The sequence below is a fragment of the Rhizobium sp. G21 genome, from assembly GCF_014158035.1.
Lineage (GTDB): Bacteria > Pseudomonadota > Alphaproteobacteria > Rhizobiales > Rhizobiaceae > Rhizobium_E.
Genome location: NZ_JACFXW010000001.1, coordinates 2195812 through 2217770 on the forward strand (window position 1 = coordinate 2195812; position 21959 = coordinate 2217770).

General features: G+C 63.3%; 18 protein-coding genes and 5 pseudogenes. 11 read left to right on the forward strand and 12 right to left on the reverse strand.

Going from position 1 to position 21959, the window contains the following annotated elements:
• Nucleotides 1-130 precede the first annotated feature (130 nt).
• Nucleotides 131-973 carry an alpha/beta hydrolase gene (locus H2O14_RS11175; protein ID WP_312858667.1) on the reverse strand — a complete coding sequence of 281 codons (843 nt, stop codon included), beginning with the start codon at nt 971-973 and terminating at the stop codon, nt 131-133.
• Between the two features lie 563 nt (nt 974-1536).
• Between H2O14_RS11175 and H2O14_RS28850 the strand changes: the two are divergent.
• A pseudogene (locus tag H2O14_RS28850) lies at nt 1537-2130 on the forward strand (GlxA family transcriptional regulator); the annotation flags it as partial.
• Nucleotides 2131-2262: 132 nt separating this feature from the next.
• Here the strand turns inward: H2O14_RS28850 and H2O14_RS11185 are convergent.
• Nucleotides 2263-3468, reverse strand: a complete 1206-nt coding sequence (locus tag H2O14_RS11185) for a GGDEF domain-containing protein (RefSeq protein ID WP_182827713.1) — start codon at nt 3466-3468, stop codon at nt 2263-2265.
• Nucleotides 3469-3616: 148 nt separating this feature from the next.
• On the opposite strand from H2O14_RS11185, the gene H2O14_RS11190 reads away from it, so the two are divergent.
• Complete coding sequence (locus H2O14_RS11190) at nt 3617-3967, forward strand: arsenate reductase (protein WP_182827714.1); 351 nt, start codon at nt 3617-3619, stop codon at nt 3965-3967.
• A gap of 2 nt (nt 3968-3969) precedes the next feature.
• Nucleotides 3970-4443, forward strand: a complete 474-nt coding sequence (gene ybaK / locus H2O14_RS11195) for a Cys-tRNA(Pro) deacylase (RefSeq protein ID WP_182827715.1) — start codon at nt 3970-3972, stop codon at nt 4441-4443.
• Nucleotides 4444-4456: 13 nt separating this feature from the next.
• Here the strand turns inward: ybaK and grpE are convergent.
• Together grpE and hrcA are read right to left on the reverse strand one after the other, a co-directional pair.
• A pseudogene (grpE, locus tag H2O14_RS11200) lies at nt 4457-5061 on the reverse strand (nucleotide exchange factor GrpE).
• Nucleotides 5062-5179: 118 nt separating this feature from the next.
• Nucleotides 5180-6231: pseudogene (gene hrcA, locus H2O14_RS11205) on the reverse strand (heat-inducible transcriptional repressor HrcA).
• A 167-nt stretch (nt 6232-6398) separates the two neighbouring features.
• Here hrcA and rph point away from each other — a divergent pair.
• The 5 genes from rph (at nt 6399) to H2O14_RS11230 (ending at nt 10500) form a co-directional block, all read left to right on the forward strand.
• Nucleotides 6399-7115 carry a ribonuclease PH gene (gene rph / locus H2O14_RS11210; protein WP_182827716.1) on the forward strand — a complete coding sequence of 239 codons (717 nt, stop codon included), beginning with the start codon at nt 6399-6401 and terminating at the stop codon, nt 7113-7115.
• Between the two features lie 11 nt (nt 7116-7126).
• Nucleotides 7127-7534: a VOC family protein gene (locus H2O14_RS11215; protein ID WP_182827717.1), complete on the forward strand. Its 408-nt coding sequence runs from the start codon at nt 7127-7129 to the stop codon at nt 7532-7534.
• A 13-nt stretch (nt 7535-7547) separates the two neighbouring features.
• The gene (gene rdgB, locus H2O14_RS11220; RefSeq protein ID WP_182827718.1) at nt 7548-8192 is read left to right on the forward strand and encodes an RdgB/HAM1 family non-canonical purine NTP pyrophosphatase; all 645 of its coding nucleotides are present in this window, start codon (nt 7548-7550) and stop codon (nt 8190-8192) included.
• Between the two features lies 1 nt (nt 8193).
• Nucleotides 8194-9372 (forward strand): radical SAM family heme chaperone HemW, encoded by a 1179-nt coding sequence (gene hemW, locus H2O14_RS11225; RefSeq protein WP_182827719.1) that lies wholly within the window; start codon nt 8194-8196, stop codon nt 9370-9372.
• Between the two features lie 153 nt (nt 9373-9525).
• Nucleotides 9526-10500: a fatty acid desaturase gene (locus tag H2O14_RS11230; RefSeq protein WP_182827720.1), complete on the forward strand. Its 975-nt coding sequence runs from the start codon at nt 9526-9528 to the stop codon at nt 10498-10500.
• Here H2O14_RS11230 and H2O14_RS11235 read toward each other — a convergent pair.
• From H2O14_RS11235 to H2O14_RS11260, 6 genes and pseudogenes are all read right to left on the reverse strand, one after another.
• Nucleotides 10482-11180 (reverse strand): phosphate/phosphite/phosphonate ABC transporter substrate-binding protein, encoded by a 699-nt coding sequence (locus H2O14_RS11235; RefSeq protein WP_182827721.1) that lies wholly within the window; start codon nt 11178-11180, stop codon nt 10482-10484. The genes H2O14_RS11230 and H2O14_RS11235 overlap by 19 nt on opposite strands.
• Nucleotides 11181-11303: 123 nt before the next feature.
• Entirely contained in the window at nt 11304-12863 is a 1560-nt protein-coding gene (gene dnaA, locus H2O14_RS11240; protein WP_182827722.1) for a chromosomal replication initiator protein DnaA, read from the reverse strand.
• A gap of 806 nt (nt 12864-13669) precedes the next feature.
• On the reverse strand, nt 13670-13936 hold the full coding sequence (rpsT, locus tag H2O14_RS11245; RefSeq protein ID WP_182827723.1) for a 30S ribosomal protein S20: 267 nt from the start codon (nt 13934-13936) through the stop codon (nt 13670-13672).
• A gap of 211 nt (nt 13937-14147) precedes the next feature.
• The gene (locus H2O14_RS11250; RefSeq protein ID WP_182827724.1) at nt 14148-14921 is read right to left on the reverse strand and encodes an enoyl-CoA hydratase; all 774 of its coding nucleotides are present in this window, start codon (nt 14919-14921) and stop codon (nt 14148-14150) included.
• A 15-nt stretch (nt 14922-14936) separates the two neighbouring features.
• Nucleotides 14937-15823, reverse strand: a pseudogene (gene mutM / locus H2O14_RS11255) (bifunctional DNA-formamidopyrimidine glycosylase/DNA-(apurinic or apyrimidinic site) lyase).
• Between the two features lie 75 nt (nt 15824-15898).
• The gene (locus H2O14_RS11260) at nt 15899-16873 is read right to left on the reverse strand and encodes a murein L,D-transpeptidase family protein (RefSeq protein ID WP_182827725.1); all 975 of its coding nucleotides are present in this window, start codon (nt 16871-16873) and stop codon (nt 15899-15901) included.
• A gap of 275 nt (nt 16874-17148) precedes the next feature.
• Here H2O14_RS11260 and ubiE point away from each other — a divergent pair, with 275 nt between their 5' ends.
• Nucleotides 17149-17925: a bifunctional demethylmenaquinone methyltransferase/2-methoxy-6-polyprenyl-1,4-benzoquinol methylase UbiE gene (gene ubiE / locus H2O14_RS11265; RefSeq protein WP_182827726.1), complete on the forward strand. Its 777-nt coding sequence runs from the start codon at nt 17149-17151 to the stop codon at nt 17923-17925.
• 4 nt (nt 17926-17929) lie between these two features.
• Nucleotides 17930-19513, forward strand: coding sequence for a 2-polyprenylphenol 6-hydroxylase (ubiB, locus tag H2O14_RS11270; protein WP_182827727.1), 1584 nt, complete (start codon nt 17930-17932; stop codon nt 19511-19513).
• On the opposite strand, the gene H2O14_RS11275 is transcribed toward ubiB, so the two are convergent.
• Nucleotides 19483-20073, reverse strand: coding sequence for a cysteine hydrolase family protein (locus tag H2O14_RS11275; protein ID WP_182827728.1), 591 nt, complete (start codon nt 20071-20073; stop codon nt 19483-19485). The two genes, ubiB and H2O14_RS11275, sit on opposite strands and share 31 nt — an antisense overlap.
• Before the next feature lie 81 nt (nt 20074-20154).
• A pseudogene (pcaQ, locus tag H2O14_RS11280) lies at nt 20155-21077 on the reverse strand (pca operon transcription factor PcaQ).
• A gap of 91 nt (nt 21078-21168) precedes the next feature.
• On the opposite strand from pcaQ, the gene pcaD reads away from it, so the two are divergent.
• Nucleotides 21169-21957 (forward strand): 3-oxoadipate enol-lactonase, encoded by a 789-nt coding sequence (gene pcaD, locus H2O14_RS11285; RefSeq protein ID WP_182827729.1) that lies wholly within the window; start codon nt 21169-21171, stop codon nt 21955-21957.
• Nucleotides 21958-21959: the final 2 nt, after the last annotated feature.

Here is a 21959-nt window from a genome sequence, read left to right on the forward strand (position 1 = left end):
GTGACAGTCGTCAGCCTTAATGTCGTTCCGCGGCGGTCATCGAAGACCCGGCGGCGCGATTCTCTGTCGTCCCGTCCCGCTGTTGTTTCCGGCTGCGGCAGGCATCCGCCGCAGCCGGGTTTTCGACCGGTCAGCCCTTCACGAAGGCCAGCAGGTCTTCGTTCAGCACGTCGGCGTTGATGGTGAGCATGCCGTGCGAGAAGCCCGGATAGGTCTTCAGCGAGCCGTTCTTCAACAGCTTCGAAGACTTCAGGGCCGAATCCGCGATCGGAACGATCTGGTCGTCTTCGCCATGCAGAACGAGCGTCGGCACGGTGATCGCCTTCAGGTCTTCGGTCTGGTCGGTCTCCGAAAACGCCTTGATGCCGTCGTAATGGGCCTTGGCGCCGCCCATCATGCCCTGGCGCCACCAATTCTGGATGACGCCTTCGTGAACCGTGGCGCCGTCCCGGTTGAAGCCGTAGAACGGACCTGCGGGCACATCCCGGAAGAACTGCGCGCGATTGGCGGCGAGCGCTGCGCGGAAGCCGTCGAACACTTCCATCGGCAGGCCTTCCGGATTGGACGCAGTCTTGAGCATCAGCGGAGGGACTGCCGAGACGAGCACCGCCTTGGCGACGCGGCCGGCCGGCTGGCCATGCTGGGCGACATAGCGGGCGACTTCGCCGCCGCCGGTGGAATGGCCGATATGGACGGCGTTCTTCAGATCCAGGTGTTCGGCGACGGCGAAGGCGTCGGCGGCGTAGTGGTCCATGTCGTGACCTTCCGAGACCTGGGCGGAGCGGCCATGGCCGCGGCGATCATGGGCGACGACGCGATAGCCCTTCGACAGGAAGAACAGCATCTGGGCGTCCCAGTCGTCCGAGGACAAGGGCCAGCCGTGATGGAAGACGATCGGCTGCGCGTCCTTCGGACCCCAATCCTTGTAGAAAATGTCAACGCCGTCCTTGGTGGTGACGAAACTGCTGGTCATGTCGGTGTCTCCTTGATGGGTGGAAGCGGTTTTGGTCTGGGCGAATGCGGGGATGTTGAAGGCTGCGAGCGACACGGCCGCGCCGCCCGTGATCAGCAAGCCGCGGCGTGTGGCCATCGGGCCGAAGCCCTTTTCTTTCGATGCCATGGTCGTTCCTTTCTCGGATGGCGCTACTTCATCGTCGTTTCGACATGGACAGATGTAGGCCATCCATCCATGCTTTCACCACAGGCGGCGAAACTGACTTTGATCATGCAGAAAGTGACAATATGGCGGAGCGGCTGACGATGATGACCGAAGTAGGTCTGTTGATCTATCCGGATTGCCAGCTTTCGGCCGTTTATGGTCTGACCGATCTCTTCCGCATCGCGAGCCAATGGGCGCCGCAGCAGACCGAGCATCCACGCGCCATCCGGGTCTCGCACTGGCAGGTGGTCGGGGAGGACGTGACCTGCGTCTGGGACAGTCATCCGGGACGGCCGCATCGTCTCGGCTACGCCATCGCGCCGCCGAGCATCGTCATGCCCGCGCTGATGCAACCGATGCCCGTGGCGGCGAACTGGATGGCGAGACGGCATGCCGAGGGCGCGACCGTGTGCTCCATCTGCGCCGGCGCCTTCGTTCTGGCCGAAACCGGTCTGGTCAACGGCCGGAGGGTGACGACGCATTGGGCGTTCAGCGAGGAACTGGCGGCGCGCTATCCGCAATTGGAGTTGGCGGCCGAGCAGATGGTGATCGACGATGGCGATGTGATGACGGCCGGCGGCATTCTGGCCTGGACGGATCTCGGGCTGACTCTGGTCGAAAAGCTGATGGGCGTCGGCACGATGCTGGCGACGGCGCGCTTCCTTCTCGTGGATCCGCCGCGTCGCGATCAGGATGTCTACAGGGCCTTCATTCCCAAGTTCGACCACGGCGACGCCGCCATTCTCGGCGTACAGCACCATATCCACGCGCAGGCGGCCGGGGCGCATGACATTCCGGAGCTCGCGCGGCGGGCCGGTCTGGCGGAACGAACCTTCCTACGGCGCTTCACCAAGGCGACGGGTCTGCGCCCCACCGAATATCTCCAGCATATACGCATCATGAAGGCGCGCGACGCGCTGGAAACGACCAATATCTCCGTCGAACAGATTTCCTGGACGGTCGGCTATTCGGATGTAACGGCTTTCCGCCGGGTGTTTCAACGCCTGACGAGCCTCACCCCACGCAATACCGTCAACGCTTCGGCGTGCGGCGCGAGACATCGGACGCCGTCTCCGCGGCGTGAATTCGCGTGGACGGCTGCCTCAGCCCTGGGCCGATTTAAGCGCCGTCAACGCCGCCTGGAGATCGGCGACCAGAGCTTCGCCGGTCTCGAAGACGCCGCCTTCCACCACCACCATGTTGCGGCCCGCGCCCTTGGCTTCATAGAGGCATTGATCGGCGCGGTCGATGGCGGCCTGGAGATTGTCGTTCTCCGCCTGCATCTTGGCGACGCCGAAGCTCGCGGTGATCTGCCTGTCGATGCCGAACTGGCGCCAGTCGCGGCCGGCGAAACGCAGCCGGATGCCATGGGCCAACACGCCAGCCTCCGCAAGGTTGGCCGCGGGGAGGCAGATGACGAATTCCTCGCCGCCCAGCCGCGCGGCGACCGCGCCGGCGGGGATCGACGTGCGGATTTCCAGCGCGAAGGCCGCAATCACCATGTCGCCGGCGGCATGGCCGTAGCGATCGTTGACCTGCTTGAAATGATCGATGTCGGTGACGACGATGACGCCGGACCACGCCGCTCCGCCCTGAGCGGGCTTCAACGCCTGATCGAGACCGCGCCTGTTGTAGAGACCGGTCAACGGGTCGATCTCGGCGGCGCGGCGATAGTTCAACATCACCCGCATGACCATGGAGCCGAAGGCGGCTGCGGCCAGCAATACGCCGAAGCAGCCGGCGGTGATCTGAATGGCCACGGCATAGACCGACTCGGCGAAGGCGGCGAGATCGTCATTGCCGCCGACGAGATAGTTGATGGCCGCCACACGCGTCAGCGTTTCGATAACCACCATCGAGGCGGCGGCGACGAGCAGCCGGTCGGCCGTCGCATGCGCCTTTTGCACCACGCCGGAAAGCGGCAAGCCTATGAGGAGGGCGGCGACGAGATCGTTGAGCAGGAGTTCCGAGCGGAGATCGCCGAGACCGAAGACCAGATAAGCGTCGACGCCGAGATAGCCGCCGATCAGCAGCAGCCGATGACGCAGCGGATAATCGACGCCGAAATGCGTGAGCAACGCCTGGCCGTAAAAGAAGAAGCCGAACACGAACAGCGCATCGCCCGACATCGCCATGGCTTCGGCGGGGCCGAGCGGAAGGCTCATCAGGAAGCCGAGCCCGGAGCAGCCGAAGCCCAGGCCCCAGAACAAGGCGGCCTTCAACCCGAACCGCCACAGCGCCAGAAAGACCGCGGACACGGTCAGCGCCATGATCGGCAGGGTCAGGGCAAAACTATCGAAGGCTTCCATGACATTCCCGGCGACGAACTCACTCTTTTCACCAGAGCTACAGGGCCGGCCTTAAAATTCGTTTTAAATCGGAGCGTTTTGTCGGTTTTCGCCCGGTTGCGGGCAAAGCTGCGGCTGGATAGAACCGAGGAAAACCTGTGAGGGCCGCATGAGCGTGACGATTTACGGAATCAAGAACTGCGACACGATGAAGAAGGCTTTCACCTGGCTTGACGGCCAGGGCGTGGCCTACCAGTTCCACGACTACAAGAAGGCGGCGCCGTCGCCCGAGACGATCGCCGCCTGGGTGGATGCGCTCGGCTGGGAAACGGTGCTGAACCGGGCCGGCACGACCTTCAAGAAACTGCCCGAGGAAGACCGGGCCGGTCTCGACCGCGACAAGGCGATCCGGCTGATGGCGGCGCAGCCTTCGATGATCAAGCGGCCGATCCTCGACAGGGACGGAGCGCTGACGGCCGGCTTCAAGCCGGAGCTCTATGCGGCGATCTTCGGAGGCTGAGCATGTCGAAATCCACCCGCGCCACACTGGCTCTGACGAAAGCCGGCGTCGCCTTCGAGACGGTGACCTATGACTACGATCCGGACGCCGACCGGATCGGGCTACAGGCGGCCGAGGCGATCGGCGCACCGGCGTCCATCGTCCTCAAGACGCTGATGGCGGAGGTGGACGGCAAGCCCGTCTGCGTGGTGCTGCCATCCGATGAAGAAGTGAGCATGAAGAAGCTCGCCGGCGCCTTCAAAGGCAAGTCCGCCAATATGATGAAACCGGCGCAGGCGGAGAAGACCACCGGCTTCGTGGTCGGCGGCATCTCGCCCTTCGGACAGAAAAAGCAGGTTCCGACGGTGTTCGAGGAGCAGGCGCTCGTCCACACCCTCGTCTATATGAATGGCGGCCAGCGCGGCCTGCAGGTGAAGCTGGCCCCTCAGGACGCAATCGAGGCGGCGAATGGTTTCGCCGCCCCGGTCATCGCTTGAATTTTCTGTTCGATCAGGCCGTCTGTTCGGAGGACGGCGCGGCGTCCGCCTTGGGGCCGCCCTTGGATACGCCGACCATGGCGGGGCGCAGCACGCGGTCGCCGATGACATAGCCGTCCTGCACCACCTGGATGACGGTGTTGGCCGGGATTTCAGGATTGGGGACTTCGAACATCGCCTGGTGGAAATTCGGGTCGAATTTCTGGCCGGTCGGTTCGATCTTCTTGACGCCATGGCGCTCGAGCGCCGACAGCATGGAGCGCTCGGTCATTTCCACACCCTCGACCAGCGCCATGAAGCCGGCGTCGCCGCCGGCGCGCGCCTCGGCCGGAATGGCGTCGAGCGCGCGGCGCAGATTGTCGGACACGCCGAGCATATCGCGGGCGAAGGACGCCGCCGAATAGGTCTTGGCGTCCTTGACGTCACGCTCGGTGCGGCGGCGCAGATTGTCCATCTCAGCGGCGAGGCGCAGATATCGGTCCTTCAGATCGGCGTTCTCCGCCCTCAGAAGCTCGGTCGGATCGGGTTCGGCGGGGGCTGGGCCGTTTCGGCGTTTTCATGAGCGGCGGCGGCGGTTTCGGCGTCCGGCTGCGGCGCGTTCTTGGTCTCGTCGGTCATTACGGTCTCCGCATAGGTGAATGCATCTGAGGTGAGCTGATTTGATCGGGGATATCGAGGTTCGAGGCGAAAAAATCAAGGCTTCGCGTCAAGATTCGCGGGTTTTCGGACGGAGCCTCTAGCCCTTGCCGGCGAGTTTCGACATCAATTGCGCGGTGTAATCGACCATGGGCACAATCTTCGAATAATTGAGCCGCGTGGGTCCGATCACGCCGACCGCGCCGATGATGCGATCCTCGCTGTTGCGATAAGGCGCGACGACCAGCGAGGAGCCCGACAGCGAAAACAGCCGGTTTTCCGAACCGATATAGATGCGGACGCCTTGGCCCGTTTCGGCGAGATTGAGAATGTCGCTCAGCGATTCCTTTTTTCGAGATCGTCAAACAGCATGCGCAAGCGGTCGAGATCCTCGGCCCCGTCGACGCCTTCCAGGAGATTGGCGCGGCCGCGCACGATGAGCCGAGTGGGGCCATCCTCGTCGGCGGCGCCCGACCAGGTGGCGAGCCCGCGCTCCACGAGATCCCGCGACAATTGGTCGAGTTCCGTGCGGATGGTTTCCTTCAAGCGGGCGATACGCTCTCCGGCCTCGGTCAGCGTCAGCCCGGACATATGGGCATTGAGGAAATTGGCGGCGGCGACCAGTTGGGACGAGGTGATGCCGGCCGGCAGCGAGATGATCCGGTTTTCCACCTCGTCGCGATCGCCGACCAGAACCGCGAGCGCTTTTTCGGGCGACAGCCGGATGAATTCGACATGCTTGACCTGGCTGTCGTTCTTGGCGGTGATCACCAGGCCCGCGCCGCGCGAGGCCGAGGACAGAAGCTGGCTTGCGCCGTTCAGCGCATTCTCGACCGGCGTATCGCGATTGTCGGGGCTGATCTGCCGGTCGATCTGCCGGCGTTCATCCTCCGACAGCGCGCCGATCTGCATGAAGGCGTCGACGAAGAAGCGCAGGCCTTGCTGCGTCGGCAAACGCCCCGCCGAGACATGCGGCGAATAGATCAGGCCCAGTTCTTCGAGATCGCTCATCACATTGCGGATCGAGGCCGGCGACAGCGACATCGGCAGGAGACGCGAGAGAGAGCGCGAACCCAGCGGTTCGCCCGTGCCGAGATAGCTTTCGACAATGCGCCGGAAGATTTCGCCAGACCGATCGTCGAGCATTTTCATCTAGCATTCCCTGTCGATGACGCATTCCACCATGGCCGGCGAAGGCCGGACCCACTGGAAATATAAGGATTTGAAGGCGCTGCGCAAAACAAAATCACGCCTTTTCCTTTGCAAATCCCCCTCGCGCCCTTATTAGGCTTGCAGACAAGAAAGCAGGAGTAGCGACAATGCGGCCATCCGGACGGAAAACCGATCAAATGCGCAAGGTGACGTTCGAGCGCGGCTTTTCCAAGCACGCCGAAGGCTCCTGCCTGGTGAAGTTCGGCGACACGCATGTACTCTGCACCGCGAGCGTCGAGGAAAAGCCGCCGGCATGGCTGCGCAACACCGGCAAGGGCTGGGTGACCGCCGAATACGGCATGCTGCCGCGTTCGACCGGCGACCGCATGCGCCGCGAAGCCACCTCCGGCAAGCAGGGCGGCCGCACCCAGGAGATCCAGCGGCTTATCGGCCGCTCGCTCCGCGCGGTCGTGGACCTGCAGGCGCTCGGCGAACGCCAGATCACCGTCGACTGCGACGTGATCCAGGCCGATGGCGGCACCCGCACCGCCTCGATCACCGGCGGCTGGATCGCGCTGCATGATTGCCTGAAGTGGATGGAAGCCCGCAACATGCTGAAGGTCGAGAAGGTCCTGAAGGACCATGTCGCGGCCGTTTCCTGCGGCATCTTCGCCAATCAGTCGGTCATAGACCTCGATTATCTCGAAGATTCCTCGGCCGAGACCGACGCCAATTTCGTCATGACCGGAAAGGGCGGCATCGTCGAGATCCAGGGCACCGCAGAAGGCGCGCCGTTCAGCGAAGAAGAACTGTTGACGCTGATGGGCCTCGCCAAGAACGGCATCGCCGACCTCGTGGGCTTGCAGAAGCAGGCGATCGCCTGAGGAGATCTGCGATGAAGGCCGGCCGCGTGCTCGAAACCGCCGTCTACGCCGCCGATCTCGATGCGGCCGAAGCTTTCTATCGCGACGTTCTCGGGCTGGAGCTCATCTCGCGCGGCGGGAACCGGCATGTGTTCTTCAGGGCGGGCGACGCCGTGCTGCTCGTGTTCAATCCCGAGGAAACCGTCATTCCGCCGGCGCCCGACCAGCTGCCCGTGCCGCCGCATGGCGCGGCGGGTCAAGGCCATCTCTGCTTCGCCGCGAGCGCAAACGAGATCGACGCCTGGGAATTGCGGCTAACGGAAGCGGGCGTGGCGATCGAATCGCGCGTCGAATGGCCGAATGGCGGCCGATCCATCTATTTTCGCGATCCGGCGGGCAATTCGCTGGAATTCGCCGAGCCCCGCATCTGGGGCGTCTGAACCAGAGGCAATCATGCGCAAGCTCGACAGCAAGACCATCATCGTCGCCAGCCACAATGCCGGCAAGATCGCCGAGATCAACGATCTCATCGGCCCGATGGGCTTCACCGCCAAATCCGCCAAGGAACTGAACCTCGCCGAGCCCGACGAGACGGGCACGACCTATGAAGAAAACGCCCGCATCAAGGCGCTGGCCTCGGCCATGGCGTCGGGGCTGCCGGCGCTGTCTGACGATTCCGGCCTCGCCATCGACGCGCTCGACGGCGCGCCGGGCGTCTACACCGCCAATTGGGCCGAACGCGAGGACGGCAGCCGCGATTTCGCCTGGGCGATGGAGAAAGTCGAGCGCGCGCTAGAAGAAAAGGGAGCGCTTGCGCCAGACCAGCGCAAAGGCCGTTTCGTCAGCGTTCTCTGCCTCGCCTGGCCGGACGGCCATACCGAAACCTTCCGCGGCGAGGTCGAGGGCGAGATCGTCTGGCCGCCGCGCGGAACCGCCGGCTTCGGCTATGACCCGATCTTCAAGCCCGAGGGCTATGAGACGACGTTTGGGGAAATGACGGCCGAGGAAAAGCATGGCTGGCGGCCGGGCGACGCCGAGGCGCTGTCGCATCGCGCCCGCGCCTTCAAGCTGCTCGTCGAAACGGGGCTGACGCTCTAAGATGGACGTGAACGCCGCCCTGCTTCCGGATACGGGCGAACCGGGTTTCGGCGTTTATCTGCATTGGCCCTTCTGCGCGGCCAAGTGTCCATATTGCGATTTCAACAGCCATGTCCGCCACCAACAGGTCGACCAGGACGCCTTCGTCGTGGCCTTCCTCAAGGAAATGTCTGTAATGCGCGAGTTGAGCGGGCCGAAGACGGTGACCTCCGTCTTCGTCGGCGGCGGCACGCCCTCGCTGATGAAGCCCGAGACGATCGACGCGCTGCTGACCGGAATCTCGAGGCTTTGGCACATGCCCGACGGCATCGAGATCACCATGGAGGCCAATCCCTCCAGCGTCGAGGCCGAGCGCTTTCGCGGCTACCGCGCCGCAGGCGTCAACCGCGTGTCGCTCGGCGTGCAGGCGTTGAACGACCGGGACCTCAAATTCCTGGGGCGGCTGCACAATGTCGAGGATGCGCTGAAGGCGGTGCGGCTGGCGCGCGAGATCTTCCCGCGCATGAGCTTCGACCTGATCTATGCGCGGCCCGGTCAGAGCGAAGACGAATGGATCCGCGAACTCAACGAGGCGATCGGCTATGCGGTGGATCACCTGTCTCTCTATCAGCTGACGATCGAGGAAGGCACGCCCTTCTTCGGCCTGCATCAGAACGGCAAGATCGTGCTTCCCGACGCGGAGGCGGCCGCGCGCCTCTACGAGATCACCCAGGAGGTGACGGAAGCTCATGGCATGCCGGCCTATGAAGTGTCCAATCACGCCAAGCCGGGCGCGGAGAGCCGCCACAACCTCACTTACTGGCGCTATGGCGACTATGCCGGCATCGGGCCCGGCGCGCATGGGCGCCTCAGCCGCCAGGGACATAAATACGCCACCGCCACAGAGCGGCATCCGGAAACCTGGCTCGCGAGCGTCGCCGCCAAGGGCCACGGCATGGTGGAACAGGAAAGCCTGGAGCGAGACGAGCAGGCCGACGAGATGCTGTTGATGGGGCTGAGGCTGCGCGAGGGCCTCGATCTCGCCCGCTGGAGCGAGTTGGCCGGTCGCGGCCTCGACCCGGATCGGGAAGCCTTCCTGATCCAGCACGGGCTTCTCGAGCGCCTGGGCAATTCGCGGCTGCGCTGCACGCAATCGGGCATGCTGGTTCTGGACGCCGTGGTCGCCGATCTCGCCGCCTGATCATGCTCGCTTGCGCGGAGCTTGAAGACGACGTCTTCAGTCGCTTGCGTGGTCTTGACGAAATCGGATTTTGGCTTTTTAATAGGGGCCTAGGTAGCGCCAGGATGATTTGCTCTCCGCGTTCGGAACCTGATTTCTAGCATATCGCTTTTCATGTCATCCCACACGATCGAAGGCGCCTCCGCGGGCGGCGCGAAACGAACCCGCAAATCCATCGAATGGCCCACCGTCCTCCTCGCTGTCGTCATATATGGCGGCTGGGGGCTTCTTACCCTCTTCTGGGCCACTCTGCCTTATCCCCTGCTCTTTGTGCTTTTCGGCGGCTGGATCGTCGCCTGGCACGGCTCCCTTCAACATGAGGTGCTGCATGGGCACCCCACCCGCTTCAGGGTGATCAACGACGCCATCGGATGGCCACCGATCTCGATCTGGCTGCCCTACCGGCTCTACAAGCGCTCGCATCTCAAGCACCATAATGACGACTGGTTGACCGATCCGATCGAGGATCCGGAATCCTACTACTTCACCGGCGAGCATTGGACGCGAACCGGCGCCGCGGGTCGCCTGCTCGCGACCGTCAACAACACGCTGCCGGGACGGCTCGTCGTCGGCCCGCTGATCGCGGTGGCTGCCCTGTTCGGCTCGGAGGCCGCGCTGATGGCCAAGGGCGATTTGCGCCATCTCGGCCTCTGGCTTCGGCATGGCCTCGGGGCGGGCGTCGTGCTCGCCTGGGTTACGCTCGTCTGCGACATGCCGGTCTGGATCTACCTGACCGCCTTCGTCTATGCGGGTCTGGCCTTCTCGCGGCTCCGCTCCTTCGCCGAACATCGCTATGCGGGGGAAAAGGAAGAGCGCACGGCGATCGTCGAGAACACGCCGGCCTTCGGCCTTCTGTTCCTGCACAACAATCTACACATCGTGCATCACAGCCGGCCGCAACTGGCCTGGTACAAGATCCCCCGGCTCTACAAGGCCGAACGCGACGCCTTCATCCAGCTGAACGGCGGCCTGGTCTATAACGGCTATTGGGAAGTGGCGCGGCGCTACTTCTTCCGCACCCATCACCAGCCCGTGCATCCACAATATCAGGACCGGGTGATGGTCGGCGATCAGGCGAGGGCCGTATAGCCCTGCGCATCCGCCCGGCGACGAAGATCGTCGAGCCTCTGGTAGTCGCCGTCCGAAAGGATGGCGACGCCTTTCAGCCCCAGCGTATCGAGGACTGATTTATAATCCGGATCGGCCAACACATCCATGAGCGCCGAACGGATCGCTGCAAGCTCCACATCGCTGGTGGTCCCGCGCGTGATGAAGGGCAGCCCAGGTCCGCGCGGCGTCTCCGATACGATCCGAACGCCCGCAAGGCGTTCCGGCGCATGCTTTTCGAGCAGCCCCCAAGTGACGGTGTCCACCGAGGCGATGTCCGCCAGCCCCTCGCGAACGGCATCGACGGAGGCGACATGGCCGCCGCTGACCATGATCGAGCCGAAGAACGGCTTACCCCCGGCGAGCGGCGCGATCGCCGCGCGAAACAGGTTCATGCCGGAATTGGACATCCAGTCGTTGATGGCGGCGCGGGCGCCCCGGAAATCCGAAAGCGTCAGGCCGGGATGATTCTCATGGGCGATCACGAAGCTCGCGCGATCCGTCCCCTCGCCGCCCGCAAACGCGTAGATCGGCGTGGCCACCAGCCGCACCTTTTCCCGAAGCTCCATGACATAGGGATAGCCGCAGGTCTGGGAAAAGATCAGATCCGGCTCGCTCCAGACCGCGTGGTAGTGCGACTGCCGGTCGAGGCCGTCGGACACGGTAAGACCGCGCCGGCGCAGATTTTGCGCGAGCGCGGTCCACAAAGATCGTTGGCCCGCCGCACGGGTCCATCCATGTCATACATCGACAGTGTGGCGCGGAGCGGCGAGGCCAAGGACGGATCACTCATTGATGAGGCGGCGGAGCAGTTCGACCTCCTGCGACAGTTTCTGATCGGAAGACAACAGCTCTTCGATCTTGCGCACGGCGTGCAGAACGGTGGTGTGGTCGCGTCCGCCGAAACGACGACCGATTTCCGGGAAGGAGCGGGGCGTCAGCGTCTTGGAGAGATACATCGCCACCTGGCGCGGCTTGACGATGACGCGGGTGCGGCGGTTGGACACCAGTTCCTGCCGCGAGACATTGTAGTGCCGGGCGACGATGCGCTGGATGTCTTCGATTCGCACGCGCTTCGGCTCACCGGCGCCGACCAGATGCGACAAGAGCTCGTCGACCCGCTCGAGCGACAGATCCGGCTCGAAGGAGCGGCGGAAAATCAGCTGGTTGAAAGCGCCTTCCAGCTCCCGGCCGGACGCCGTGACGTTTTCGGCGACATGGCGGAGGATGGTTTCGGGAATATCGATACCCGGATCCTCGGCGCGGGCCTGGGCCAGGCGGATCTTCATCATTTCGAGCCGCATTTCGAAATCGGGGCCTTCGATCTCGATCGCGACGCCGCCCTGCAGGCGAGAGCGCACGCGCGGATCGAGCGATTCGAGTTCCCAAGGCGCGCGATCGGCGGCCACGACCACTTGTTTGGCGCTGTCGAGCAGCATGTTGAGCAAATGGCAGAATTCGTTCTGGATCAGCTTGCCCTGCAGGAACTGCATGTCATCGATGATCAGGATATCGATGTTGCGCAGCGATTCCTTCAGCGTCAGCGCGTCGTTGTCGCGGATGGCGGTGGCGAAGCGCCACATGAAATATTCGGCCGTCAGATAAACGACGCGCGGGTTGCGCGGGTTCGACAGGGCTGCCGCGGCGATCGCCTGCAGCATGTGGGTCTTGCCGAGACCGACGCTCGAATGGATGAACAGCGGATTGAAACGGACCGCGCCGGCGCCCGATTCGGCGATGGTCTTGGCGGCGGCCAGCGCCACCCGGTTGGACGAGCCTTCGACGAAGCTCTGGAAGGTGTAGCGGCTATCGAGCGGCGAGCCGAACAGCGTGCTCTGCTGGGTCGGAGCCGGCCGGGCGGCAGGCTGCTGCGCCTGCGGCTGAGACATGTGCTGCGGCTGGGACGTGGCGAAAGAAGCGCCGCGGCGCTGTGGTTGGGCGGCGGGCGCCGGATCCGCAAGGTTCGCGCCAGCTTCGTCTGCCATACCCGGACGAGAGGGACGTGCGGCGGACCTGACGACGATCTCGACCTTGAGGATGTTGGCGTCTTCTTCCTGGAGAAGCGACGTCATCATGTCGAGATATCGATTGTTGATCCAGGACTTGAGAAAGGTCGTCGGCACCGAGAGGCGAACGACGCTCTTGGAAACGGACTGGATCTTCAGCCGGCCGAACCAGCTCGCATAGACCTCGGGACCCACCTTGGCCTTGAGTCGTGCGCTGAAACGCTCGAACAAGGCGTCGGTCTTCATCCCTCTTTCCCCCGCATCCGCTTCAGCATTGGCTGCCGTTATCAGCGCGTCCCCGGAAGAGAACGCGCCCTTTTCTGTCATTGTCATGTGCATGTCGCCGCCTTTTTCCACGTCATGAACGCCAGCCGCGAACTTCGTCGCGACCGATCATCCGTCCTCCTGAAGGTCAGGCTCATCCGCCAATCCGCAGCCGTTCCCGGATGCGAAAGGTTTGACGGGCCTCGTTGGGCTTGACGATCAGGATCTAACGCTCATCTACTCACACTGTTCCCTGCATTTCCTGTCCCTGGAAAATGCCGGAATTTACGCACTCGCCTCGACGAAACGCTCCCCGCGATAGGTCGACAGAATAGCGCGGGAGACTCTGACGAGTCGACCCTTGGCATGCCTGTCGGTCGAGGATTGAGCGATGCTTCCGCCCGAGACCGGAGCTTGGTTACCGATGCGTCCTGGTTGTCTTCATCGGTTTTCCCTGTCTCCGTGAAAGTCATTTAGGCAAGATCGACGGGCAAGATCAATCGCCTTTTTACCCAATCTTAAGAGAAAACCGTTGACTTTCCCGAAGCGCAATCCGCACTCCGGACCCCCAAAAGAGAATCGCAGACAAATCAAAGGGATTCCCGGACAGGCGCATTTTCGGGGCGTCACAATCAAAAAAATAAAAAATTCACTTGACTCGATTTAGCGGACCACTGCCGCAAGGAAAGGCGCGAGCAACAAAACACACCTCGCGCAACTCATTGAGATTCATAGATTATTTACGCCTCTTACGATCGCTCCAAATTGTTGCAATTGTCAGATCTCATGACATTTTGACGAAATTCCGTTCGCGAATTCCGGAAACGGCAAAAGGCCCGGCGCGAACGCCAGGCCCTTTCCAGTAACGATGACTGCCTAGATCAGGCGCCGATCGCGTTCACGCGGCTGGCGAGGCGAGACACCTTGCGGGAGGCCGTGTTGCGATGGACGACGCCCTTGTTGGCGGCGCGCTGCAGCTCGGGCTGAGCAGCCTTCAGAGCGGCTTCGGCTGCGGTCTTGTCGCCGGATGCGATGGCTTCCTCGACCTTGCGAATGAAGCTGCGCATGCGCGAACGACGCGCCTTGTTGACGTCGGTGCGGCGGGCGATCTTGCGGGTCGCTTTTTTCGCCGAAGTGGTATTGGCCATGTATGCCTCTCTAGATTCGATCCTGTCCGACATGCCCCTTTGCCGCGGACCCTTCCGGGGTACGGCCTCAATGCCGGGCAATGAGGGAGCATCCAGAAAAGCCGGATATACGGCTTTTCAAACTGTGGGCGGCGTATAGCGCCAAACCGGTCGTGCGTCAATGATCCCGTCAAAAGAATCTGCGGCGGCTGCGCGCATGGCGAGTCCCGTCTTAGCGATGGCCGAAGGCGGGCTTCCGCTTCTCCACGAAGGCCGTCATGCCTTCTTTCTGGTCTTCGGTGGCGAAGAGCGAATGGAAAAGCCGTCGCTCGAAGCGCAACCCTTCGGCGAGCGTGGTCTCGAAGGCGCGGTTGACACTCTCCTTGGCCATCATCACCGAAGGGGTCGAGAAGGAGGCGATCTTTTCGGCCGCGGCCAGCGCCTCTTCCAGCAGGCGCTCTGCGGGCACGACGCGGGCCACGAGCCCGATACGCTCGGCCTCGGCGGCGTCGATCATGCGGCCAGTCAGAACCATGTCCATGGCCTTGGCCTTGCCGACGGCGCGGGCGAGCCGCTGAGTGCCGCCCATGCCGGGCAGGATGCCCAGCGTAATTTCCGGCTGGCCGAATCTGGCGGTGTCCGCGGCGATGATGAAATCGGCCATCATCGCCACCTCGCAGCCGCCGCCGAGCGCGAAGCCCGCCACCGCCGCGATCAGCGGCTTGCGGAACGCGGTGACGCGATCCCAGCCGCCGGCGTAATCGGCGTCATAGGCTTGCGCGTAAGTGAGATCCTTCATCTCCTTGATGTCGGCGCCGGCGGCGAAGGCCTTTTCGGATCCGGTGATCACCACGGCGCGCACGCCGTCATCGGCGGCGAAAGCCGAGAGCGCCTCGACCAGTTCTTCGAGCAGCTTCGCATTCAGCGCATTCAGCGCCTGCGGGCGATTGAGCGTCACGAGGCCCACGGCCCCGCGCGTTTCGACGATCAGCGTTTCATAGGCCATGTCTTATCCCCCATGTCATATCTGGCATTGCGAACAAAAAAACGTCGAGCGGCCCGCCTGGACGATCCGGCCGACGGTTCCGGCGCAGCCCGGCGTTGGGCAAGGCTGGCCTTCTCGGTCATAGACGCGGAAGCGGTGCTGGAAATAGCCGAGCGAGCCGTCGGTCTGGATGTGATCGCGCAGCGACGAGCCGCCCGCCTCGATCGCCTCGGCGATCACCATGCGGATATTGTCCGACAGTCTCGACAAGCCGGCTGTCGGCCCGCCGCGGCCTCGACCAGCGCGCCGACAGGCGTCTCGGGCGACAGGCCGGAACGGTGCATGGCCTCGCAGACATAGATATTGCCGAGCCCGGCGACGATCTTCTGGTCGAGAAGCGCACTTTTGAGCGGCTGCTTGCGGCCCTTGAAACGGGTGGCGAGATAGTCGGCCGACAGAAGATTGCCGGTGGGTTCCGGCCCCAGTCCCTGAAAGGCGGGGTAATCGTCCAGCAGATGGTCGCTCCAGAGATGCATGAAACCGAAGCGGCGAGGGTCATTGTAGATGATGCGGACCGGGCCCGCCTCGCCCTTGAGATCGAAGATCACGTGGTCGTGGGTCGCATCCTTGGAACGCGGATGATGGAACTCGCCCGGCGTCCCACTTACCTCCGCCTCGATCCGGAAGGAGCCGGACATGCCGAGATGGGCGATGACGGTGGAGCCGCCCTCGACATGAAGGAGCAGATATTTGGCGCGACGGCCGAGCGCATCGATGCGGCGGCCCTGCAGAGATTCGACGAAACCTTCGGGAAAGGGAAAGCGGAGATCGGGCCTGTTGAGCGTCACGCGTTCGATGCGCGCTTTTTCCATGAAGGGCGCGAGGCCGCGTCGCACGGTCTCCACTTCAGGCAATTCGGGCATGGGCGGCGGACTTTCTCGGGCGTGGCTGTCGCCGCCTATATAGACAAGCCGAACGCCGCTCGCCAGTCCGCCGTATCAATCAGCCGCGGGTCGGTAGGGATCGGCGAGCGCCGCGCCGGGACGGCTGATCGGATACTTGCGCAGCGAGATCCTGGCCGCCAAGCGCTTTTCGCCGTAGCGCGTGAGAAGCTCGCGGAAACTCTTGTGCATGCCGCCGTCCTGATAGGCGTAAGCGGTCGACGCCGAGGGCATGGAGAGCGGCGCAGACGCCAGCGCCGGCTCGGTAAGGCACGGCGCCAGCGGATTGGCCGGCAGGCTCTCGGCCGGCTGGTTGAACACGTAACGACCCGAACAGGCGGCGACGGCGGGTTCGCGCCGGGTGGCCTCGAACGAATCGTAGCCCACCTTCATCGCCCGCCAGAACTCCATATTGGGGTCGCCGGCATGTCGGGCCATGTTGTCGGCGGTCATGCGGAACGGATAGGACTGGACCTGGAAGGACGGCTGGCCCGATTTCAACGCCGCCTTCACCAGCGGATAAATTTCGGCCATCTGCTGGTCCGTGAGCGCGAAGCAGCCCGAGGACGAGCAGGCGCCATGCACCATCAGCGCCTCGCCGGTATAGCCCAGCGCGCTTTCGAGCCGGTTGGGATAGCCGAGATTGAAAGACAGATAGAATTGCGACTTGGGATTCAGCTGGCCAAGCGAAACCTGATAGAAGCCCTCCGGCGCCTGGCGGTCGCCGATCTTCTTCTTCGGACCGAGTTTGCCGGACCAGCGGCAGATCGGATAGGTCTTGAACAGCGCATACTGCCCCGACGGTTTCTTCTTCCAGACCTCGAATTCGCTTTCGGCCTTGAAGATGCGGATCAGCACCGGGTCCTCCTCGCGGAAACCCTTGGCGCGGATCTCGCGGGCGAGTTTCGGAGAGATGGAGGTATCCGGCTCGATGTCGAGCGCCGATGTCGTGCAGCCGGCAAGCGCGCCGAGCGCGAGAAGGCTGATCGCGGCGCAAACGGAGCGGAATGGGAACGACTGAGTCTTGGCCATCGGATACATACTCGGGACTTCTGATCTCCCTTATCCGGGGACGATCTTTCCAGTTCGTTAATCACATGTCTCGATCGGGAAGCCTGATCAGCCTCAACACGAGAACGTGACCGTATTATGCCCGGCAAAGCCTGTGCGAAGCCTTTATCGCATCGACTGAGCGCCCGGCCCCGCGACCATTTTGCGTCTCGCGCCTATGGCGTCGGCCGGACCGATCCGGTATGGTCCGCGGCATTCTAAAGCAAGAAGACAAAAAGACAGAAGTGGAGCGCCTCATGACGACGGAACGCGCAAGCGCCGATGGCGGCATGGAAACATCCTATGGTTTTCGCCAGGTCAATCCAGGCGAAAAGCAGGGCCTCGTCAACGACGTGTTCCACAAAGTCGCCAAACGCTACGACATCATGAACGACCTGATGTCGGCCGGCCTGCATCGCGTCTGGAAGGATGCGATGATCGCAGCCCTCAATCCGCGCAAGAGCGCCGACTACAAGGTGCTGGACGTGGCGGGCGGCACCGGCGACATCGCCTTCCGCATCGTCGAGGCCTCCGGACGGCTGGCGCAGGCGACCGTGCTCGACATCAACGGCTCGATGCTGGGCGTCGGCGCCGAGCGCGCCGAGAAGAAGGGGCTGGCCGACAATCTCACTTTCGTCGAGGCGAACGCCGAGGAACTGCCGTTCGAGGCCAACACATTCGACGCCTACACGATCGCCTTCGGCATCCGCAACGTGCCGCGCATCGATGTGGCGCTGTCGGAAGCCCATCGCGTGCTGAAGCGCGGCGGCCGTCTGCTGGTGCTGGAATTCTCGGACGTGGAGCTGCCGCTGCTCGACCGCGTCTATGACGCCTGGTCGTTCAACGCCATCCCCAGGATCGGCAAGGCGGTGACGGGCGAGGCCGAGCCCTACCAATATCTGGTGGAATCGATCCGCAAATTTCCCAATCAGCGGGATTTCGCCCAGATGATCGCCAAGGCAGGCTTCTCGCGGGCGACCTACACCAATTATTCGGGCGGCATCGCGTGCCTGCATTCCGGCTGGAAGCTTTGACCCGATGAGCACTGCCGGAGCCTATCTGCGCCTGATCAATCTCGGTTGGGTGCTGACGCGCGAGGGCGTGATCTCCGCCCTGCCCGCCGATCATCTGCCCGCCATTCTGCGCTTCGGCCATTCCCTGGCCGGGTTGCTTGCCAAGAAGCGGGCGAAGACGTCGGCGCAATCGGACAATCTCGCCCGCGCCGTCGATCGTCTCGGACCCTCCTATGTCAAGATCGGTCAATTCCTCGCCACGCGCCCCGACGTGGTGGGCAAGGATTTCGCCGCCGATCTGGCGCTGCTGCAGGACCGGATGTCGACCTTTCCGATGGAGGCCGCCCGGCGCCAGATCGAGGATTCGCTCGGCCGCAGCATCGAGGATCTGTTCGAGGAATTCCTGCCGCCTGTCGCCGCCGCCTCGATGGCGCAGGTGCATCCCGCCATCGTGATCGACAAGGAAGGGAGCCGCCGCAAGGTCGCCGTCAAGGTGATCCGGCCGGGCGTGCGCGAACGCTTCGCCCGCGATCTCGAAACCAATTTCGTGGTGGCGCATCTGCAGGAGCGGTTCTATCCGCCCGCCCGTCGCCTGCGGCCGGTCGAGGTCGCCAAGACGCTGGAGCAGACCACCAAGATCGAAATGGATCTGCGGCTCGAAGCCGCGGCGCTCTCCGAGCTCGACGAGAACACGGTCGATGATCCGGGCTTCCGGGTGCCGAAGGTGGACTGGGAGCGCACCGGCCGCGACGTCGTGACCATGGAATGGATCGACGGCGTCAAGATGTCGGATATTGCGGGCCTGAAGGCCGCGGGCCATGATCTGTCGACTTTGGCGCAAACGCTGATGCAGAGCTTTCTGCGCCATACGCTGCGAGATGGTTTTTTTCACGCAGACATGCATCAGGGCAATCTGTTCGTCGATCCCGCGGGCACGATCGTCGCGGTCGACATGGGCATCGTCGGACGGCTCGGAAAGAAGGAGCGCCGCTTCCTCGCCGAAATCCTGTTCGGCTTCATCACCCGCGATTACCAGCGCGTGGCCGACGTGCATTTCGAGGCCGGCTATGTGCCCGCCCATCACAATCACGCTTCCTTCGCGCAGGCGATCCGGGCCATTGGCGAGCCGATCCACGGCCAGCCGGCCGACACGATCTCCATGGCGAAGCTGCTGACGCTGCTGTTCGAGGTGACGGAACTCTTCGACATGGAGACGCGCTCGGAACTGATCATGCTGCAGAAGACCATGGTCGTGGTTGAAGGCGTGGCGCGTTCGCTCGATCCGCATTTCAACATGTGGAAGGCGTCCGAGCCCGTGGTCGGATCCTGGATCCGCGACAATCTCGGACCCAAGCGCATTGTCGGCGACCTGAAGGACGGTTTGAAGGCGGCGATGCGCATCGCCGAAGCCGTGCCGGAGATCGCCGCGCGCGTTGAGAAACTCGCGGTCAACATCACCGACATGACCGAGCATGGGCTCAAATTCGACGCCGAGACCGCCGAGAAGATCGGCAGGTCCGAAGCGCGACACTCGCGCTCCGGCCGCGTCGCTCTCTGGGTGATCGCCGGCGCTCTTCTTTACATTGCCTGGCGTATCTCAGAGTTCTGAGTGGTCATCCAGGCCGGCAGCGCCGCGATCGCGCTATCGGCGCTCATGACGGCGGCGATCTTGTCGGTCATATAGCGCAGCGACACCGAGGCGTGCTGATCGTCATAAGACGCCACAGCGTCCTCGGCGATCACCACGTCGAGGTCGCGCTGATAGGCGTCGACGGCCGCCATGCGGATGCAGGCATGGGTGTTGACGCCAGTCAGCACCAGCCTGGTGACGCCGCGGTTCGCGAGGATTTCGTCGAGATTGGTTCGGAAGAAGGTGCTGTAGCGCTTCTTGACGATCTCGATGTCGTCAGCGTCGCGCTCGAGGCCCGGATGAAGGGCGGCGCCGGGCGTTCCCTCGATCGAGACCGCCACCTGCTTACGGCGCATTTCCAGGAACGCGTCGCTGAGATCGGCCTTGAACTCGCCGCAGACCATGATCACCGGCAGGCTCCGCGCCCGAAAGGCGCGAGCAAGCCGGTTCTGGCGGTCGATCAGGGGTTCCACGCATTCAGGCGGCAGCGCGGCCAGCGCGTCGATCTGCATGTCGATGATCATCAGGGCTACGGTCATGGTCCGATCTCCAAATCGCGCCCGATCCATGACGCTCGCGGGCGACAGGCCAATGACAGAAATCAGACGTTTTCGCGGCGCTCAGAAGCGATCCACAGCCGATCGCGCATGGTCGCGGATGGTGGTGATCATGATCGACAGCGCGAGGCTCGGGTCACGGTCGGCGCGCGTGGTCAGACCGACGGCGCCCCGCGTCTCGGACGTGTCGATATCGAGCCGCGCAAGACGCCCCGCCGCGATATCGGGCGAGGCGACGCCGCGCGAGATGATCCAGACGGCGTCGAAACGGTCGAGAAAAGCGCGGGCGAAACTGTCCGACACGGTCTCGACCGATTGCGGCAGGTCGGCGATGCCATTGGTCAGGAGGAAGCGGTCGACCAGCGGCCGGATGACGGCGCCCGAAGGGGGAATCAGCACCGTGTAATGTACGAGTTCGGTGAGCGAGAAGTGGGGACGCGCCGTCAGAGGATGATCCGCGCGAACCACGAAGCAGACCTCCTCCGTGTATAGCGGTTCGAAATGCAGGCCGGTCATGCGCTCGGGCGCAGCGAGACGCCCGACGACGAGATCGAGATCGCCGAGCCTGAGCGCATCGAGAAGCACGCGATTTTCACCGACACGATGGTCACGGAACTGCCGGTGTCTGCCGCCAGAAAGGCGTGGACGGCATCGGGAAGAACGGTCGAGGAGGCCGTCGGAAGCGCGCCGATGCGCAAGGGTGGACCCAGTGATTTACGCGCGAGCGAGATGGAATCGACGCCGCGCTGAACGGCGGCGACGCTTTCGCCGGCATGGCGGAGAAAGACCTCGCCGAAGCGGCTGATGCGAATGCCGCGGCCGTCCTTTTCGAACAGGTCGACGCCAAGCGCCTCTTCCAATTCGCGGATGGTGCGGGTGACGGCCGGCTGGGTGATCGCCAGCACGTTGGCGGCGCGGCCAACGCTTTTCTGTCGCGCCACCTCTATAAAGGTCTGGAGATGACGAAACTTGATTCGGCTGTCCAATTCATAGCTCCACGGTTATGAATAACGCCACAAATATCATTTTTCGCATCAAAAACCATTCGGTATCTTTTGTCCCAGTGAGGAGCGCATCATGGCTTTCGCCAAAATCAACGGTCAGGTTCTGCATTACGAATTCCTGACGGAATCGAAAGACGATCCCGTCGTCGTGCTCATCAATTCGCTGGGCACCGATTTCCGCATCTGGCTGCCGTTCATCGATGAGATTGCCGAAGAGTGGTCGTTCCTGCTCTATGACAAGCGCGGTCACGGCCTGTCGGAAACGGGCTCCACGCCCTATTCGATCGGCGATCACGCCAAGGACCTGATCGGCCTGCTCGATCATCTCAAGATCAAGAAGGCAACGCTGGTCGGCCTGTCGGTCGGCGGTCTGATCGCCCAGGAAATCTGGGGGCAGCGGCCCGGCCTCGTCGAAAAGATCGTGCTTTGCGACACCGCCCATAAGATCGGGACAGTCGACGGCTGGAACCAGCGGATCGCGGGCGTCACCGAAAAGGGCATCGCGTCGCTTGCCGATGGCGTGATGAAGCTGTGGTTCACGCCTGACTTCCACGCCAAGCGCGCCGATGATCTCGCCGGCTACAAGACCATGCTGACGCGCCAATCGGTCGAAGGCTATGCGGCGACCTGCGCCGCAATCCGCGACGCGGACTTCACCACCGTCGCGCCGACCATTTCGGTCCCTGTGTTGGCCGTGGTCGGCGACCAGGACGGCTCGACGCCGCCGGATCTGGTGCGGTCGACGGCCGAACTCATCCCCGACGCCCAGTTCGAGATCATCGAGGGCTGCGGCCATATTCCCTGCGTCGAACAGCCGGCGGCGCTCGCCGAACTGATCGTCGATTTCATCAACGAGGACTGACA

Bases quoted from the DNA above. Each gene is read 5' to 3' on its own strand.
- H2O14_RS11185 (WP_182827713.1), bottom strand. From the start codon at position 3,468: ATGGAAGCCTTCGATAGTTTTGCCCTGACCCTGCCGATCATGGCGCTG.
- rpsT (WP_182827723.1), bottom strand. From the start codon at position 13,936: ATGGCCAATACCACTTCGGCGAAAAAAGCGACCCGCAAGATCGCCCGC.
- dnaA (WP_182827722.1), bottom strand. From the start codon at position 12,863: ATGCACATGACAATGACAGAAAAGGGCGCGTTCTCTTCCGGGGACGCG.
- ubiE (WP_182827726.1), top strand. From the start codon at position 17,149: ATGACGACGGAACGCGCAAGCGCCGATGGCGGCATGGAAACATCCTAT.
- H2O14_RS11175 (WP_312858667.1), bottom strand. From the start codon at position 973: ATGACCAGCAGTTTCGTCACCACCAAGGACGGCGTTGACATTTTCTAC.
- ybaK (WP_182827715.1), top strand. From the start codon at position 3,970: ATGTCGAAATCCACCCGCGCCACACTGGCTCTGACGAAAGCCGGCGTC.
- H2O14_RS11275 (WP_182827728.1), bottom strand. From the start codon at position 20,073: ATGACCGTAGCCCTGATGATCATCGACATGCAGATCGACGCGCTGGCC.
- H2O14_RS11230 (WP_182827720.1), top strand. From the start codon at position 9,526: ATGTCATCCCACACGATCGAAGGCGCCTCCGCGGGCGGCGCGAAACGA.
- H2O14_RS11190 (WP_182827714.1), top strand. From the start codon at position 3,617: ATGAGCGTGACGATTTACGGAATCAAGAACTGCGACACGATGAAGAAG.
- rdgB (WP_182827718.1), top strand. From the start codon at position 7,548: ATGCGCAAGCTCGACAGCAAGACCATCATCGTCGCCAGCCACAATGCC.
- rph (WP_182827716.1), top strand. From the start codon at position 6,399: ATGCGGCCATCCGGACGGAAAACCGATCAAATGCGCAAGGTGACGTTC.
- H2O14_RS11215 (WP_182827717.1), top strand. From the start codon at position 7,127: ATGAAGGCCGGCCGCGTGCTCGAAACCGCCGTCTACGCCGCCGATCTC.
- pcaD (WP_182827729.1), top strand. From the start codon at position 21,169: ATGGCTTTCGCCAAAATCAACGGTCAGGTTCTGCATTACGAATTCCTG.
- ubiB (WP_182827727.1), top strand. From the start codon at position 17,930: ATGAGCACTGCCGGAGCCTATCTGCGCCTGATCAATCTCGGTTGGGTG.
- H2O14_RS11250 (WP_182827724.1), bottom strand. From the start codon at position 14,921: ATGGCCTATGAAACGCTGATCGTCGAAACGCGCGGGGCCGTGGGCCTC.
- H2O14_RS11260 (WP_182827725.1), bottom strand. From the start codon at position 16,873: ATGGCCAAGACTCAGTCGTTCCCATTCCGCTCCGTTTGCGCCGCGATC.
- hemW (WP_182827719.1), top strand. From the start codon at position 8,194: ATGGACGTGAACGCCGCCCTGCTTCCGGATACGGGCGAACCGGGTTTC.